The organism is Dokdonella aquatica (assembly GCF_051987395.1).
Classification (GTDB): Bacteria; Pseudomonadota; Gammaproteobacteria; order Xanthomonadales; family Rhodanobacteraceae; genus Dokdonella.
Map to the genome: position 1 here is coordinate 978445 of NZ_CP197094.1, position 15320 is coordinate 993764.

The window sequence follows — 15320 nt, forward strand, 5'->3', positions numbered from 1 at the left end:
CGCGCGCGACGTCGCCATCACCTCGCGATGCGAACGGACCTCATGACGACGGCGGCAGGCCGTTCTCGACGAGCATCCACACACCCATCGCGATCATGAGCGATCCGATGATCCTGTCGATCCACAGACGTGACGGCGAGCCTTCGTGCAGACGGGCGAGCGCGCGGCCACCGAAGGCATAGGCGTACAGCGCCGCAAGCTCGATCGCGACGATGATCGCGAGCATGACGGCGAGCTGCGCCGCGAGCGGCCGCGAAGGGTCGATGAACGGCGGCAGCAGCGCGACGTACAAGGCCCAGACCTTCGGATTGGTGACCGCGGTCGTGAAGCCCAGCCCCGCGAGCGAGAGGCGAGAGCGCGGACCACGGACCGACGCCTGGCCTCCGCCGCGCGCATGCGTCCACGCCTTGCAACCGAGCACGATCAGGTAGGCGCTGCCGGCCAGCTTGAACACGCCGAACAACCACGGCTGCACGTGCAGGGTCGCCGCGATGCCGAGCATCGCCGCTACGGCGACACTGCCCATGCCGACGACCTCACCCGCCATCATCCACTGCGTCCTGCGCAATCCCAGCGTGGTCGCGAGGTTCATGCACAGCATCGCGCAGAGGCCGGGCGTCAGCGAGACGAGCAGGCAGGTCGCGACGAAGGCAGTCAGGCGCGCGGTGTCCACATCGGGGCTTCCGTGGCATCGGGGCGAGGTAGACGATGCGGGCATCGCACCGACGGCATGCAGGAGCTACTGGCGGATCGTGACCGGCGGTCCGAGTGCATCGGCGGCGATCTCGGCCTCGGAGAACGGGAAACGGTGCAGCACGTTCTTCGAGAACTCGCGCGTCTGGTCGGCATGGTGCGGCGAGGCCGGATCGGTCGACTGCGAGTACGCGAGGATCGCGTTCGCGACCGGACCGGCGTCGTCGAAGCCGACCGCCTGCACGTAGCTGGCGCCGAAGATCACCGAATAGCCGCCTTTCGCGGGCACGGCCTTCGTGTAGTTGAGCGTGCCGCCGCCCTGCAGGCCCGCGATCGGAATCCGTTCGTCGCCGCGCACCACGAACTGGACCTCGCCGAGCGGCGCGTCGGGTGCCACGCCGACCTTGTCCATCGCATCGGCAGCGGCGGCCAGTGCGGCGAGCAGGTCGGTCGCGACCGCGCCTTCCGTCACGAAACCACGCGGCGTGCCGAGCATGTCGTCGGGGTCGAACGGCGTCGTCCAGATGTCGGCACGCTCGCCGACGGCGGCCCAGAACAGGCCGAACAGCATCGCGCCGCGACTGTCGAGCGCGGCCTTGCCGTCCCAGCCGGCGAGCGCCGCGCAGGCTTTCGCCGGTGCATCGGCACGCCGGCAGAGCGCGAGCATGGACGGCAACACGAGCTCGGCCGCGAGCACCTCGTTGCCGAACATCGCCTGCACCGCGCGGTCGGCATCGAACGGACCGGTACGCAGCGTGCGGCGGATCGTCTCGATGCCGGCACGCGTGCGCAACCGGCCGACGCCGGGATCGCGCCCCATGATCGGGCCGAGCGCGTGCACGGCGTCGGGATGCGTCCAGCGGTAGCTGTCGTTGCTGTTCTGCACGTAGTCGCGACGGACCAGCGTCGCCATCTCCGACGCCGGCAGCAGGCCGGGCTCGACCGCATCGGGCGAGGTCGCCCACGCGCAGTCCGAGCGGCTTCCGTCGAGCACGACGAGATCCTGCAGATGCCCGATCGGGCGTGCCTCGATGCGGCCACACGCCGACAGGAGCGCCGCCGGCACGTTCGGAATCGTCCCGATGTCGGCGTACAGCGCGTCGCCCGCGCGATCGGCGGCGAGCGTGTTGAGGAACGGCGCACCGAGGTGCGTGGCGAGCGCGGCGCGCACGTCTTCGACGTTGCGAGCGCGGGCGATGTCGAGCCAGGTGTCGCCGCTGCGCAGGTTGCCGCGGTTGGCATCGGCGATGGCGTAGGCCTTCTCGCGCGTCCATTCGAACGGACCGCCCGGCACCGAGACCATGGGGCCGTGGCGCGTGGCGTAGACGGTGCGCGTGATCGTCGTGCCGTCCTTGTCCTCGATGCGCAGCTCGCGGCGCGTCATCGGTTCGGGCCGGCCGTCGACCATGTAGACCGTGGGATCGGCCGGATCGATCGCGAGCTCGAACAGCGTCATGTGCACGGCCATGTCGACCGTGTGCGTCCACGCGACGTCGCGGTTGAAGCCGACACCGACGTACGGCAGGTTCATGATGGCCGCGCCGGCGACGTCGAGCTCGCCCGGGATGGTCAGGTGCGTCTCGTAGAAGCGGTTGGAGCCCATCCACGGGAAATGCGGATTGGCCAGGACCAGGCCCTTGCCGTTATGCGTCGCCTCGCCGCCGAATGCCCAGCCGTTGCTGCCCGGCAGCATCACGTCGTCGACGACCGCGGTCACGGCGGCATCGCGGCGGACCGCCTCCGCGGGCGGCGACGCGTTGGCGAGGGGCACCGCGAGCACGCCCGACGTCGACAGGACCGAGAAGGCCTCGAGCGACCGCAGCACGTCGTCGCGCGTGATCGCGCGCACCCAAGGCGCATCCGCGCACGCAGCCGGCCATCGGCCGCGATGATCGTCGACATACCGGTTGTAGCCGGCCGCCCAGCCGTCCACGAGCTCGCGGTACGCCGCGGAGCGCTGCGCGAACGCGGTGTGCAGGCGCGGCAGGTCGGTGAGCGTGCGATGGAACACGTCGCTCTCGAGGTTCGTGGCCGTGACGAGTCCGACCATCGCCATGCCGGTGGATCCGAAGAACCTCGAGCGCTCGCCGGCGAAGCCGACGTACGAGTCGGCCATCAGGCAGAGGTTGTCCTGCGCGCGTGCATAGGCGGCGCCGAAGCCGAGCCCGCCATAGTCCGCGGCCCTGATGTGCGGGATGCCGAAGCGCGTGCGCGTGATGGTCGCCTCGTAGCCCGGTGTCGTCTGCGGCGGCACGCCCGCGCAGCCCGCGAGGACCATCACCGCAGCGGCGAGCAGCGTGCGCGGGCGCGTGCCGGTCGCGATGCGTCGTTCGGCAGCCGCAGGGGATCGGCGTGCGTGCACGACGGACATGGGATCGGATCGATTCATCACGTGGCTCGCCTCGTCGGGTCGCGTCCGCGGGTGTCGGTACGCAGGCGGCAACGCTAGGGCAGCGCCCGTGTTCGTGGAATCGAATAGTGCTTAAGCGCGCCATAAGCCCGGCTTATGGCGCGGCGGTCGCGATCCCGTGAAACGCAGCCGCGGACGCGGCCTACGACCCCGACAGGATCGCGCGCACCTCGGCTTCGAAACGCTTGAGCAGCGGCGAAGCCTCGCCTTTCGCGGTCGCGAGCGTGATGCCGATTGAGGGCAGTGCCGGCAGCCCGCTCGACGCGGGCAGCACGACCAGATCCGGTGGCACGGCGTACTCCGTCAGCACCGCGATGGCCTGCCCCGAACGCACGACCGAGATCAGACCCGCGACGCTGGCGCTCGCGTAGGCGATGCGGTACGCGAGGCCCGCCGCATCGAGGCCGGCGATCGCGGCCTGATGGTTGAGATCGTCGCGGTCGGTGAGCGCGAGCAGCAGCGGATCGCGCCGGTGCGCGTCACTTCCGGGTGCACCGACCCACACGAACTGCGCCTTGGCCAGGAACGGGCGATCCGGATGGTCGGGTTCGGACACGATCGCGATGTCGAGTGCGCGGTCGCGGAGCTTCGCGAGCAGCTGCGTGGTCGGCGCGCACACGACCTCGATCACGACCTGCGGATGCCGGTTCGAGAATCCGCGCAGCAAGGCCGGCAGGAACGCGTAGGCGTAGTCCTCGGGCAGGCCGAGCTTGAGTTCGCCGGAGAGGCTCTCGCCGCGCAGCGAGGCGACGGCTTCATCGTGCACGCGCAGGATCTGCTGGGCGTACGCATAGAGACGCTGGCCGTGCGCGGTCAGCGTGATGCCACGCCCGCTGCGCAGCATGAGCGTCTGCCCGAGCTCGCCCTCGAGCCGCTTGACCAGCTGGCTCAGCGCCGCCTGCGTGCGTCCGACGCGGTCCGCCGCGCGCAGCATGACGCCCGCGTCGGCGATCGCGACGAAGTGGCGCAACACGTCGATGTTCAAACGGGTACTCATCGGCCCATGCCGCGCGGTCGTCGGACGACGTCACGCCCGACTCTATCCGCCCGCGCCGTCCATGGAAACGGCGACGAGGCGTCGACCCTTGAACCGCTTCCGTGGTGAAGGCGGCATCAGCGCTGCGGCATGACGGTCTCGAACGCGTCGCAGTAGACACCGTCGGTGCCGTACTGCAGCGCGCAGGGCCGGAACGTCGGGATCTCGTGCCAGGCGCACTGCACCCGGGTCGGATCGTTCGCACAGCTTGCGAGCGTCTGCGTGCTCGCTGGCGACGAGGTGTCGACCGCACCGAGCAGCACCACGGGGCCAGGTGCCTCGGTGCCTGCATCGGGATGCACGCCGAAGCTCACGTAGCCGCTCGTGCCCGACGGCAGGCCCGGGCCCGTGCAAGTCAGCACCTGGCCGTTCGCGATGCTGCCGCTCGCGCTGCAGGCCATGGACGGGATCGCGCTGAACAGGTGCGTGTAGATGAAGCCCGGCGGCAGCTTGAACAGGACCGACGTGGCGCCGGCGAGGCCGTCGCCGACGTTGCGGAAGCTCGCGACGATCGGTCCCTGGTCCTGCCCGAGCGTGAAGATCGCGGGCGAATGCGTAATCGCAGGCGTCTCGAAGCGCAGGAACGGCGTGCGCGGCGCGCGTGTCGGCATCTGCAGCCGGCCGCAGCGATCCTGGTGCGGATTCGCCACGCAGTCCGACGGTGGCGCGACGACGTTGTTGCCGACCGCGGCATGGAAGAACAACGGACCGGGCACCGCCACGCCGTGGCTCACGCGCGTACCGATCACGACGTAGCCGTTCTGCGTGTCATACATGTGGGGCGTCGTGCAGGTCACGAGCTGACCGGCTGCCGAGCACGTGAACGTCGGGATCGAACTGCCCGTGCTGCGAAAGCTGACGCCGTCGGGCAGCATCACGCGCAGCGTGATCGGCGTGTTGCTCGAGCTGAAGCCGATGTTGCGCAAGCCGATCACGATCGTCTCGTCCGTACCCGCCTCGTACGGCGGACCGTTCCAGACCGCGACCGGCGTGTTCGCGACCCAACCCGAGCTCGCGCCCCAGTCGGTGATGCGCAGGCTCGATGCGGTCACGGGCGTCGCGACGATCGCGCACCCGGTCGTCGACGGACTGCCGGTGCAGATCACGTTGCCGGGCAGCGGAACCTGCGCGCTCTCGATCGTCGCCTCGAGATCGACGGGACCGAGCGGCATGTCGATCGGCGTGTCGCCGTGGACGCTCAGGAAGCTCGAGGCCGGATTCCAGAACGTCAGCGCGGTGGGATAGGTGCAGCTCATCGTGATCGCGCCGGCGGGAGGAGGCGGACACGTCCAGTTTCCGCCCGTGGCACCACGCAGCGTCATGCCCGCCGGAATGCGGATCCGCAGCGTGAACGGCCCGTCGTGGACGATGCCGTCGTTGCGGTCGGTCTTCTCGAAGCCGAGCCCGAACGTGTACTGCGTGCCCGTGTAGACCGGTGGCACCGGCGACATCGTCAGCGTGAGGCCGGCCGCGTGGGCGACGCCACCGGCGACGAGGCACGACAAAACCGCGAGCGCGCGGAAAAACGAGGTGACGTGGACGTGGGGCATGACGACTCCGATCGTGACCGTCGGAAGCGTAGGCCGTGGCTCGGCGGCGTCGTACCCCGCGTTCGCGGGGTTGCCGGGCGGGCGGAGGGTCGACACGCCGACCCGCCGTGCTTGCAGAACGAGGGCTTTCGCGCGCGGACGTGGCCTTCGTCCGGGGGCGATCCGACACTCCGATCACGCCCCATGAGACACCTCGCCCTCGACCCGCGCCATACAGGACGTCGCGACGTGCGGCCTTGCAGGGGAAGCGTCCATGAACCGGCTGGATCATCGCGTGCCTACACTCGTCGCCGCGGCGTTTCTCGTCATCGCCATGCTGTCGGCGACCGCCTCGGCGCAGTCGCCCGCACCGCTCGCGGCGCCGCACATCGATCTCGTCGTCAACGGCCGCGTGCTCGCGATGCTGCGCACGCCCGACGGTGGGGTCGTGCTCGGCGGAACCTTCGGCTCGATCGACGGCGTGCCGCGTCGCAACCTCGCCCGGCTGCGCGCCGACGGCAGCCTCGATCCCGCCTTCGATCCCTCGCCGGACCGCACGGTCAACGCGCTCGCCATCGACGCGAGCGGGCGCATCTACGTCGGCGGCGAGTTCCAGGAGATCGGCGGCCTCGGCATCGAACGCCTCGCGAGGGTCTCGGCGACCGGTGTCGTCGATCCTGCATGGACACCGCAGCCCGACTCGTTCGTCTACGCGCTCGCCGTGGACGCCACGTCACGCGTGCATGTCGGCGGGCAGTTCAGCGTGATCGGCGGCGTCACGCGCAGCGGACTCGCGCGCGTGTCGACCGCGACGCCGGCGGTCGTCGACGCGGCGTGGAATCCGGCCCCGGACAACACCGTGCGCGTCATCGCGATCGCATCGGACGATCGTGTCTACGTGGCGGGCGGCTTCTTCAATGTCGGTGGCGCACAACGGCGCCGCATCGCGCGCCTGCTCGGCAACGGCAGTGCCGACCCGGTCTGGAATCCCGATCCGGGCGGCGACGTCCTCGCGATCACGTTCGATGCCTCGGGCCGCGTCTACGCCGGCGGCAGCTTCACGAGCATCGGCGGCCAGACGCGCAACCGCATCGCACGCCTGTCGGCCGGCGACGGACTCGCCGATGCCGGGTGGAACCCGAATGCGGACAGCGTCGTGCACGCCATCAGCGTCGCGAGCGACGGCGCCGTGTACGCGGCCGGACTGTTCAGCCAGATCGGCGGCATCGCACGACGCAACCTCGCGCGCCTGTCGGCCAGCAACGGTGCGCCCGATGCCGGATGGGATCCGTCACCGCTCGGCGGCGCGCCGTACGCTTTGCTCGCGGACACGAACCAGGTGCGCATCGGCGGAGCGTTCCATCGCGTCAGCAGCCAGTACCGGCTCGGCTTCGCCGTGCTGTCGACACAGGCCGGTGCGGGCGTGCAACCGGCGCGCGACGTGGAGTCGCTGTCGCCGGCCATCACGCTGATGCTGAAGCGCCCGTACGGCATGCTCGTCGGCGGCACGTTCTACAAGGCCGACGGCGTGGTGCGACCGTACATGCTGCGCTTGCGCCACGACGGCACCATCGACGCGACACCGAACGCCGACGACACGATCATCGCGCGCATCGTCGCCTCGTTCGAGGAGCCCGGCCCGCTCACGATCAACGGCCTGCTGCGCACGATCGCCGCGCTGCCCGACGGCAGCTTCGTGTTCGGTGGCAGCTTCACGTCGGTCGGCGGACTGTCACGCAACCGGCTCGCCCGCCTGCTCGCCGACGGCAGCGTCGACACCGCGTGGGCGCCTTCCGCGGACAGTTCGGTGCACGCGCTCGCGACCGATGCCGCCGGCAACATCTACGTCGGCGGCGACTTCACGACGATCAACGGCACGCCGCGCACACGCCTCGCGCGGCTGCGCAGCGATGGCACCCTCGATACCGCGTGGAATCCCTCGGCCAACCAGACCGTCTACGCCCTCGCCGTCGGTGCCGCGGGCATCTACGCGACGGGATCGTTCACGACGATCAACGACCAACCACGCCGGCAGATGGTGAGATTGGGCGCGACCGGCAGCGGAACCATCGATGCCGCGTGGAATCCCGGCTCCGACCCGTTCCAGCAATCCGTGCGCGCGATCGCGGTGGGCAGCGACGGCAGTGCCTGGATCGGCGGCCGCTTCGATGCGATCGGCACCGAACCGCGCGCGCGCATCGCACGCCTCGGTCCCGATGGCAGCCTCGATCCCGACTGGAACCCCGGTGCCGACAACGACGTGCAGATCCTCGCCCTCGCCGCCGACGGCAAGGTCTACGCCGGCGGGCGATTCCTCACGATCGGCGGACAGCCGCGTGTCGGACTCGCGGCGTTCGCACCGGTGTTCGGCGATCGGATCTTCGCGAACGGGTTCGACGGCGCGCCGATGCCGTGAGATCCCACGCACGCGGCCGGACTCATGGGGGTCGATGGTTCGCGTCACAAGGCGCGTCCCTGCATCCGAACGCATGTGCAGTGCAGGCCAACGCCACGTGCCGAACGGTGGGAACGGACGTCGTCTGCCATCGGCATGATCACCGTGCCGCCGTGCACGGCGCGCGACAGGCTGCTGCCGGCACCGCAGGCTGATGGCAGCTTCCGCGCGATGCCCGGGATGCCGAGGCAGCCCTGCCGATCGGACTCGCCGTGAACCCGTTCGCGCTACCATGCGCGAATGAAAACCAGCGCGCCGCAGGGCGACACGCAACAGCCGACCGTCATCGGCTTCGAGATGCCGAGTGTCGATGTCGACGGGGAGGTGACGCACGGCGTCATGAGCGTACTTCTCGACGTGCTCCCTTCGCTGAAATGGGCGGTGTCGCTGACCGTGCTGCACGAGGCGTTCGCGCGGGAACACCGGCTGGATGTGGTCAGGCTCGTCGGATCGACGCTGACCCTTTCGGGACCTGTCGACACGTTGCGCAAGCTTTCCGGCGACGTGCGCGACTTCGTGCAGTCCGTCTCCAACCACTGCATGAGGCTTCGCCACGCGCGCCTCCTCGACGACGCGCAGCCCGTGGGAACCGTCCCGCTCGACGACACCGCCGCGCCCGGCAGGATCGATCTGCAGCTCGACCTGGACGCCATCCGCCGGATCGCCGGCATCCCCGCCATGCTCGAGGCGGTCGTGCGTGCCGCGGACATGCGCTTCGCGGCCGTGGCGCGCGTGACGGATACCGAGTGGACGGCGTGCGTGGTGCGCGACCTCGTGGGCTTCGGTTTGCAGGCGGGGCAGGATCTCGCCCTCGAGACCACGATCTGCAACGAGATCCGGCAGCACGGCAAGCCCGTGTATTTCGATTCGGCGTCCCGCGACGACACGTTCGCCAACCACCCGACGCCCGCCATGTACGGCTTCGAAAGCTACATCTCCGTGCCCATCCACCTGCCCGATGGAACCTTCTTCGGCACGCTGTGTGCGCTGGACCCCAAGCCGGCCAAGATCACCGTCCAGACGGTCCGGACGCTGGAGATGTTCGCCACGGTGATCGGGCGCGAGTTCGACGCGGAGCGCGGCAACGCGCCGTAGCGCCATCGACAGGGTGGAACCCGCGTGCGACCGTTGCGGACCGGCGCGTGGATGCCGTCGAGGCGCGACGCCCCCTGCCATGGAATCGGATCTTCACCGTGGAGCCGGCCGATGAACGAAGGATCGAACGGAACCCCTGTCACGCGTGCCGGCGAGATCGAAGGCGCGCGCTGGCGGGCGACCGTGCTGCAGCTGCCCGACGGTCGACTGGAGGTGATCGGCCTCCAGCTGTGGCACGGCCCTTCGGCGACGCCGATTCGACTCTCCGACGGCCGCGCGACGTATGCCTCCTTCGAAGAGCTCGACGACGGCATCGCGGCCGTCGCGACCGACTTCATCCGCAACATGCGATTCTGATCCGCGCAGCACGGCATCCCGCTCGGTCACTCCAGACTCCGCACGACGCACGGAGGTGGGCCACACCGATCACGCCCCGCCTCCGACACCGTCGGGATCGGGCATCGTCACGCCCGCTCACGCATTGCGGAACACCGGCGGCCGCTTCTCGGCGAACGCACGCATGCCTTCCTTCTGGTCGTCGGTCGCGAACAACGAATGGAACAGCCGGCGTTCGAAACGCAGGCCGTCGTTGAGCGAGGACTCCCAGGACTGGTTGATCGCTTCCTTGATCATCATCACCGATGCCAGCGATTTACCGGCAATCGAGGCGGCCATCGCGATCGCGGCCTCGTGCAGTTCGCCTTCCGGCACGACGCGCGAGACGAGGCCTGCACGTTCCGCCTCCTCGGCGCCCATGCGGCGTGCGGTGAGGCAGAGGTCCATCGCCTTGGCTTTCGAGATCGCGCGCGGCAGGCGCTGCGTACCGCCTGCGCCCGGCATGATGCCGAGCGTGACTTCGGGGAGGCCGAACTGCGCGGTGCGGTCGGCGATCACGATGTCGCACATCATCACGAGTTCGCAGCCGCCGCCGAGGGCGTAACCGGATACGGCGGCGATGATCGGCTTGCGGATGTCGCGGATGGCCTGCCAGTCGATGATGTTGCCGACGTAAGCCGACACGAAATCGTGGTTCTCCATCTCGCCGATGTCGGCACCGGCAGCGAACGCACGCTCACCGCCGCGCAGCACGATGGCCCCGATGCCGGGATCGAGGTCGCTGGCCCTCAGCGCATCGATCAGTTCCGCAACCAGGGTGTCGTTGAGCGCGTTGAGCACGCGCGGACGGTCGAGCGTGATGACGGCGACGCGGCCAACCGTCTCCAGGAGGATGCACTCGTACGAAGCGCTCATGCGCGGTTCTCCGTGTCGGCAGTGGCGCGCAGGCGCAGTTCGCGGCGCATCAGCTTGCCCGTGGTGGTGGTCGGAAGGCTGTCGAGGTATTCGATCAGGCGCGGGTATTCGTGGCCGGCCAGGCGGCGCTTCACGTGGTCCTGCAGTTCGCGCGTCAATCCGGCATCGGGTTCGAAGCCGTCGTTGAGCACGATGCAGGCCTTGACCACTTCGGTGCGCTCGGGGTCGGGCACGCCGATCACGGCGACGAGTCGCACCGCGGCGTGGCCGAGCAGGCAGTCTTCGATGGGTCCGGGTCCGATGCGATAGCCGGCGCTGGTGATGACATCGTCGTCGCGGCCGACGAAGCGGATGTAGCCGTCGTCGTCCATCTCGCCCTGGTCGCCGGTCAGCAGGAAGCCTCCGGCGATTTTTGCCGACGTCGCCGCCTCGTCGTTCCAGTACCCGAGGAAGGCCACGGGATCGGGCTGGCGGATGCCGATCAGCCCGAGCGTTCCGCGCGGCAGCAGCGCACCCGCCGCATCGACGACCTGCACGTCGTGCCCCGGCACGGCCTTGCCCATCCATCCCGGCTTGGGCGGGAAGCGGCTGCCGCAGGACGAGACCACCATGTTGCATTCGGTCTGGCCGTAGAACTCGTTGATCTCGACGCCGAGCACGCTGCGGCCCCACTCGAGCAGTTCCTCGCCGAGGCTCTCGCCGCCGCTGGCGACCGAGCGCAGCGACAGGTCGTACGAACGTCCCGGCTCGGAGCCGGCGCGCATCATCTTCAGAGCCGTCGGCGGCAGGAACGCGTTGCGTACGCGATGCCGCCGCATGAGCTCGAAGGCCTGCGCGGCATCGAACTTCTCGAAGCGTCGCGCCACCACCGGCAGGCCGTGATGCCAGGCCGGCAACAGCAGATCGAACAGGCCGCCGATCCACGACCAGTCGGCCGGTGTCCACATGAGGTCGCCCGGCAGGCCAAGACCGTCGTGCGACATCTCCACGCCGGGCAGATGCCCGAGCAGCGTGCGGTGCGCATGCAGCGCGCCTTTCGATTTCCCGGTCGTGCCCGAGGTGTAGATGATGATCGCCGGATCGTCGGCCGCCGTATCGACCGCTTCGAACTGCTCCGCACAACGGCTGCGCACGGCGTGCAGATCGATCGCGTCGTCGACCGCGCCGTCGATGCAGAACACGTGCTGCAGCACCGGCAGACGCGTGCGGATCGATGCGAGCTTCGCCACGGCCTGACGATCACCGATGAACGCTTCGGCGCCGCTGTCGGACAGGCGATGCTCGATCGCCTCCTCGCCGAACAGCGGGAACAGCGGCACCGCGATCGCGCCGAGCTTGTAGATCGCGACGTGCACGCAGGCCGCTTCGGGGCGCTGCGGCGCCATCAGCGCGACGCGCGCACCGCGCCCGATGCCGCTGCTGCGCAGCATGTTCGCGATCTGGTTCGACAAGGCCTCGATGTCACGGAACGAGAAGCGCTCGCTGCGGCTCCCGGTGTCGTGGATCAGCGCTATGCGGTCCGCGTCGTCGATCCAGCGCGTGCATACGTCCACGCCGATGTTGAAGCGCGCCGGTATCGCCGGCATGCGGATCGCAGGCACATCGTGCCTTTCACGCTGCGCGCGCTCCCGCGTCTCTGTGCTGCTCATCGAGCGCTCCCGTCCATCGAAGAATCCATAGGCGCGGCCATGCAGGCCGACGCTGCGCGAGGTGCACGACCATGTAACGACCAGGCCCGCCCTTTCCCGCGGCGTGAAAAGCTGCAACCCTTGAAAGCAGGCGACGTGCAGCCACGATCGACGCCACCGCCGGCATCACACGTGCCGACGCTGCCCGCAGTACGCCACGCATCGCATCTCACCGATCGCCTCCCTCCACTCGCCGAAGCCACCGCATGAGAGCGAAGACCGCTGCCGAAAAGGTGGCGCACGACATCGAGACGCAGATCCTCGCCGGCACGCTCAAGGCCGGCGACAAGCTGCCTTCGCTGCGCGAGTACGCGCGCCTCTATTCGCATTCGTTGAACACCGTCGTCGCGGCGTTCGAATCGCTCGCGCAACGCGGCTTCGTCCGCGCCGACCGCGGCCGCGGCTTCTTCGTGCGCGTCGAAACCGAACCGACGACCGACGAGGCGATCGACGAGCCGGTCGTCGAACACGACGAGCCGCGGGCCTACCACCGCGCCCTCGACACGATCTGGCTCATGCGCCAGCAGCTGCTGCAGGCGCCCGGCGAATCCAACCTCGCGATCGCGGTGCCACCGCCGCTGTGGCTGGCCGACATGCGCCTGGACAAGTTCCACCGCCAGATCACGCGCGCGGGGATCGGCGGGCTGTTCCGCTACGGCAGCCGCTACGGCAACCAGAACCTGCGCGCGCACATCAACCGCAAGCTCGCCGGCTACCGCATCGCCGCGTCCGAGCGGCAGATCATGACGACGCACGGCGGCAACCACGGCCTCGACCTCATCATCCGTCGCTACGTGTCGCCGGGCGATCCGGTGCTCGTCGAGGAGCCCGGCTACTACCCGTTGTTCGGCAAGCTCGAACTGCAGGGTGCACGCATGATCGGCATCCCGCGCCTCGTCGACGGCCCCGACATCGACGTCCTCGAGCAGCAGATCCGCAGCGAGCGGCCGCGCGTGTTCTTCGTGCAGTCGGTCGGACAGAACCCGACCGGCTCCGACATGAGTCCCGAGAAGGCCGCGCGCATCGCGCAGCTGGCGGCGACGAACAACCTGCTCGTCGTGGAAGACGATGCGGTGGCCGACTTCAAGCGGAACTCGGCACCGCGCATCAGCGCGATCGACCAGCTCCGCAACACGCTCTACGTCGGCAGCTTCTCGAAGTCGCTCTCGCCGACGCTGCGGGGAGGCTTCATCGCCGGAAGCGCCAACCGCATCGAGGAACTCGCCGACATCAAGATGCTGCTGCACGTCAGCGGCAGCGAGTACAGCGAGCGCATCCTCGACGTGATCCTCACCGAGGGGCATTTCCTGCGTCACGTGGCCAAGCTGCAGAAGCGCGTGCGCGAGACCACGGCCAAGGCCATCCGCATCCTCAGGGACCTCGGCCTCGAGCCGTTCTGCGAGCCCGAGCAATCGCTGTACCTGTGGGCACGCGTGCCCGGCCTCGACGACATCGGCGAACTGACGATGAGCCTGATGGCGCGCGGCGTGGTCATCGCGCCGGGCAACAACTTCATGCTCAACCGGCGACAGGCCAGCCCCTGGATGCGCCTCAACGTCGGCTACATCGAGGATCCGCTGTTCATCGACAGCATGCGCGAGTGCCTGCGCGAGGCGGGAGGACCGGACAGCACGCCCGGCCGCACCCGCCGAACCGCACGCCGGACGGTCAGGAGCCCGAACGCGCCACATGGATCACGTGGTGGTCGGTGAACTCGTACAGGCCTTCCATGCCGAACTCGACGCCGAGTCCCGACTGCTTGCGGCCGCCGAACGGCACATCGGGTGCGAGCGCGAAATGCGTGTTGACCCAGGTCGTGCCGCTGTCGATGCGATCGGCGACTTCGGTCGCGCGCGCGAGATCCTTGCCCCAGACCGAACCGCCGAGCCCGTACGGCGTGTCGTTGGCCCTCGCGATCGCCTCGTCGATGGTCGCGTAGCGCAGGATCGAACGGATCGGACCGAAGGTTTCCTCGCGCACGAGACGGCTCGCGTCGTCGATGTCACGGACCACGGTCGGCGGCACGAAGTAGCCCTTGCCGGGTAGCGGTTCGCCGCCCGCGATCACGGTGCCGTCGGCCTTCGCGATCGCGAGGCATTCGAGCACGGCCTCGTACTGGCGACGGTTCTGGATCGGTCCGAACTCGGTCCTCTCGTCGAGGCCGTGACCGACCACGGCAGCCTTGGCGAGAGCCGCGAACTCGGCGCAGAAGTCTTCGTGCAGCGCATCGGGCACGAAGATGCGCTTGATGTTGATGCAGACCTGGCCGCTGTTCATGAAGGCCCAGTCGAAGATGCCCTTGGCCACGCTCTTGACGTCGGCGTCGTCGAGCACGATGGCCGCGTCGTTGCCCCCGAGTTCGAGCACGATGCGCTTGAGCGTCGGTGCGCCGGATTCCATGACCTTGCGGCCTGCCGCAGTCGAACCCGTGAAGCTGACCTTGCCGATGTCCGCATGCGAGGAGAGCAGCGGACCGATGCTGCCGTCATCGCCGAGCACGTTGACGACGCCGGCCGGGACGATGTCGGCGAGGATCTCGCCGAGCAGCAGCGCATTGACCGGCGTGGTCGGTGCCGGCTTGATGATCACGGTGTTGCCCGTGAGCAGCGCCGGCACGAGCTTGTACATCGTCTGGAAGAACGGGAAGTTCCACGGAATGATGCAGGCGACCACGCCGATCGGCTTGTGGCGGACTTCGACGTAGGCATCGGCGTCGTCGCGGACCACCTCGGGCTTGAGCTCGATCGCCGCGACATGGCGTGCCCACTGCAGCGACAGGTCCACGTCGGCACGTGCCGCGCCGATCGGCTTGCCGACCTCGAGCGTGATCGCACGCGCGATCTCCTCGCGGCGCGCCTGCACGGCCTCGATGATGCGCGCGATGATCGCGGCGCGTTCGCCCGTCGACGTGTGCTTCCACGTCGCGAAGGCGCGCTTCGCGGCGGCGACGGCCTGCTCGAGCTGCGCCTTGTCGGCGACCGCCGCGAACGCGATGGTCTCCTCGGTGGCCGGATCGATCACCGGAATCGTGCCCGCACCGGCGACCTGTCGGCCATCGATCAGCTGGGCGTAGGTGGGGACGTCCGCGGCGGCGGTTGTCTTCGCGATGGCGTTCATCGGCATTCCTCGTGTGTGTTGCGGGATGGACCCGAAGCATGCCGGC

11 protein-coding genes are annotated in these 15320 nt (G+C 69.1%); 4 read left to right on the forward strand and 7 right to left on the reverse strand.

Annotated features, from left to right (window positions below):
* Positions 1-40 precede the first annotated feature (40 nt).
* The 4 genes from ACQQ2N_RS04340 to ACQQ2N_RS04355 all read right to left on the reverse strand — a co-directional run bounded on the left by ACQQ2N_RS04340 (position 41) and on the right by ACQQ2N_RS04355 (position 5689).
* Complete coding sequence (locus tag ACQQ2N_RS04340; RefSeq protein WP_440224455.1) at positions 41-673, reverse strand: LysE family translocator; 633 nt, start codon at positions 671-673, stop codon at positions 41-43.
* Between the two features lie 66 nt (positions 674-739).
* Entirely contained in the window at positions 740-3064 is a 2325-nt protein-coding gene (locus ACQQ2N_RS04345; protein WP_440224456.1) for a penicillin acylase family protein, read from the reverse strand.
* Between the two features lie 181 nt (positions 3065-3245).
* Positions 3246-4100, reverse strand: a complete 855-nt coding sequence (locus tag ACQQ2N_RS04350) for a LysR family transcriptional regulator (protein WP_440224457.1) — start codon at positions 4098-4100, stop codon at positions 3246-3248.
* 116 nt (positions 4101-4216) lie between these two features.
* A complete protein-coding gene (locus ACQQ2N_RS04355; RefSeq protein WP_440224458.1) occupies positions 4217-5689 on the reverse strand; it encodes a hypothetical protein in 1473 nt (490 codons plus the stop codon).
* Positions 5690-5942: 253 nt separating this feature from the next.
* Between ACQQ2N_RS04355 and ACQQ2N_RS04360 the strand changes: the two genes are divergently transcribed.
* From ACQQ2N_RS04360 to ACQQ2N_RS04370, 3 genes are all read left to right on the forward strand, one after another.
* Entirely contained in the window at positions 5943-8084 is a 2142-nt protein-coding gene (locus ACQQ2N_RS04360) for a hypothetical protein (RefSeq protein ID WP_440224459.1), read from the forward strand.
* A 279-nt stretch (positions 8085-8363) separates the two neighbouring features.
* On the forward strand, positions 8364-9218 hold the full coding sequence (locus ACQQ2N_RS04365) for a GAF domain-containing protein (protein WP_440224460.1): 855 nt from the start codon (positions 8364-8366) through the stop codon (positions 9216-9218).
* A 111-nt stretch (positions 9219-9329) separates the two neighbouring features.
* The gene (locus tag ACQQ2N_RS04370) at positions 9330-9575 is read left to right on the forward strand and encodes a hypothetical protein (protein ID WP_440224461.1); all 246 of its coding nucleotides are present in this window, start codon (positions 9330-9332) and stop codon (positions 9573-9575) included.
* 117 nt (positions 9576-9692) lie between these two features.
* Here the strand turns inward: ACQQ2N_RS04370 and ACQQ2N_RS04375 are convergent, their stop codons facing one another.
* Both ACQQ2N_RS04375 and ACQQ2N_RS04380 read right to left on the reverse strand, forming a co-directional pair.
* On the reverse strand, positions 9693-10469 hold the full coding sequence (locus tag ACQQ2N_RS04375) for an enoyl-CoA hydratase (protein ID WP_440224462.1): 777 nt from the start codon (positions 10467-10469) through the stop codon (positions 9693-9695).
* Entirely contained in the window at positions 10466-12235 is a 1770-nt protein-coding gene (locus tag ACQQ2N_RS04380) for an acyl-CoA synthetase (RefSeq protein WP_440224463.1), read from the reverse strand. The genes ACQQ2N_RS04375 and ACQQ2N_RS04380 overlap by 4 nt, the downstream gene beginning before the upstream one ends.
* Positions 12236-12363: 128 nt before the next feature.
* On the opposite strand from ACQQ2N_RS04380, the gene ACQQ2N_RS04385 reads away from it, so the two are divergent.
* Entirely contained in the window at positions 12364-13869 is a 1506-nt protein-coding gene (locus ACQQ2N_RS04385; RefSeq protein ID WP_440224464.1) for a PLP-dependent aminotransferase family protein, read from the forward strand.
* Here the strand turns inward: ACQQ2N_RS04385 and ACQQ2N_RS04390 are convergent.
* The gene (locus ACQQ2N_RS04390; RefSeq protein WP_440224465.1) at positions 13826-15274 is read right to left on the reverse strand and encodes an aldehyde dehydrogenase family protein; all 1449 of its coding nucleotides are present in this window, start codon (positions 15272-15274) and stop codon (positions 13826-13828) included. The genes ACQQ2N_RS04385 and ACQQ2N_RS04390 overlap by 44 nt on opposite strands.
* Positions 15275-15320: the final 46 nt, after the last annotated feature.

Excerpts from the sequence above, each read along its gene's own strand:
- ACQQ2N_RS04345 (WP_440224456.1), bottom strand. The coding sequence starts at position 3,064 with ATGTCCGTCGTGCACGCACGCCGATCCCCTGCGGCTGCCGAACGACGC.
- ACQQ2N_RS04350 (WP_440224457.1), bottom strand. The coding sequence starts at position 4,100 with ATGAGTACCCGTTTGAACATCGACGTGTTGCGCCACTTCGTCGCGATC.
- ACQQ2N_RS04355 (WP_440224458.1), bottom strand. The coding sequence starts at position 5,689 with ATGCCCCACGTCCACGTCACCTCGTTTTTCCGCGCGCTCGCGGTTTTG.
- ACQQ2N_RS04360 (WP_440224459.1), top strand. The coding sequence starts at position 5,943 with ATGAACCGGCTGGATCATCGCGTGCCTACACTCGTCGCCGCGGCGTTT.
- ACQQ2N_RS04365 (WP_440224460.1), top strand. The coding sequence starts at position 8,364 with ATGAAAACCAGCGCGCCGCAGGGCGACACGCAACAGCCGACCGTCATC.
- ACQQ2N_RS04370 (WP_440224461.1), top strand. The coding sequence starts at position 9,330 with ATGAACGAAGGATCGAACGGAACCCCTGTCACGCGTGCCGGCGAGATC.
- ACQQ2N_RS04375 (WP_440224462.1), bottom strand. The coding sequence starts at position 10,469 with ATGAGCGCTTCGTACGAGTGCATCCTCCTGGAGACGGTTGGCCGCGTC.
- ACQQ2N_RS04385 (WP_440224464.1), top strand. The coding sequence starts at position 12,364 with ATGAGAGCGAAGACCGCTGCCGAAAAGGTGGCGCACGACATCGAGACG.
- ACQQ2N_RS04390 (WP_440224465.1), bottom strand. The coding sequence starts at position 15,274 with ATGAACGCCATCGCGAAGACAACCGCCGCCGCGGACGTCCCCACCTAC.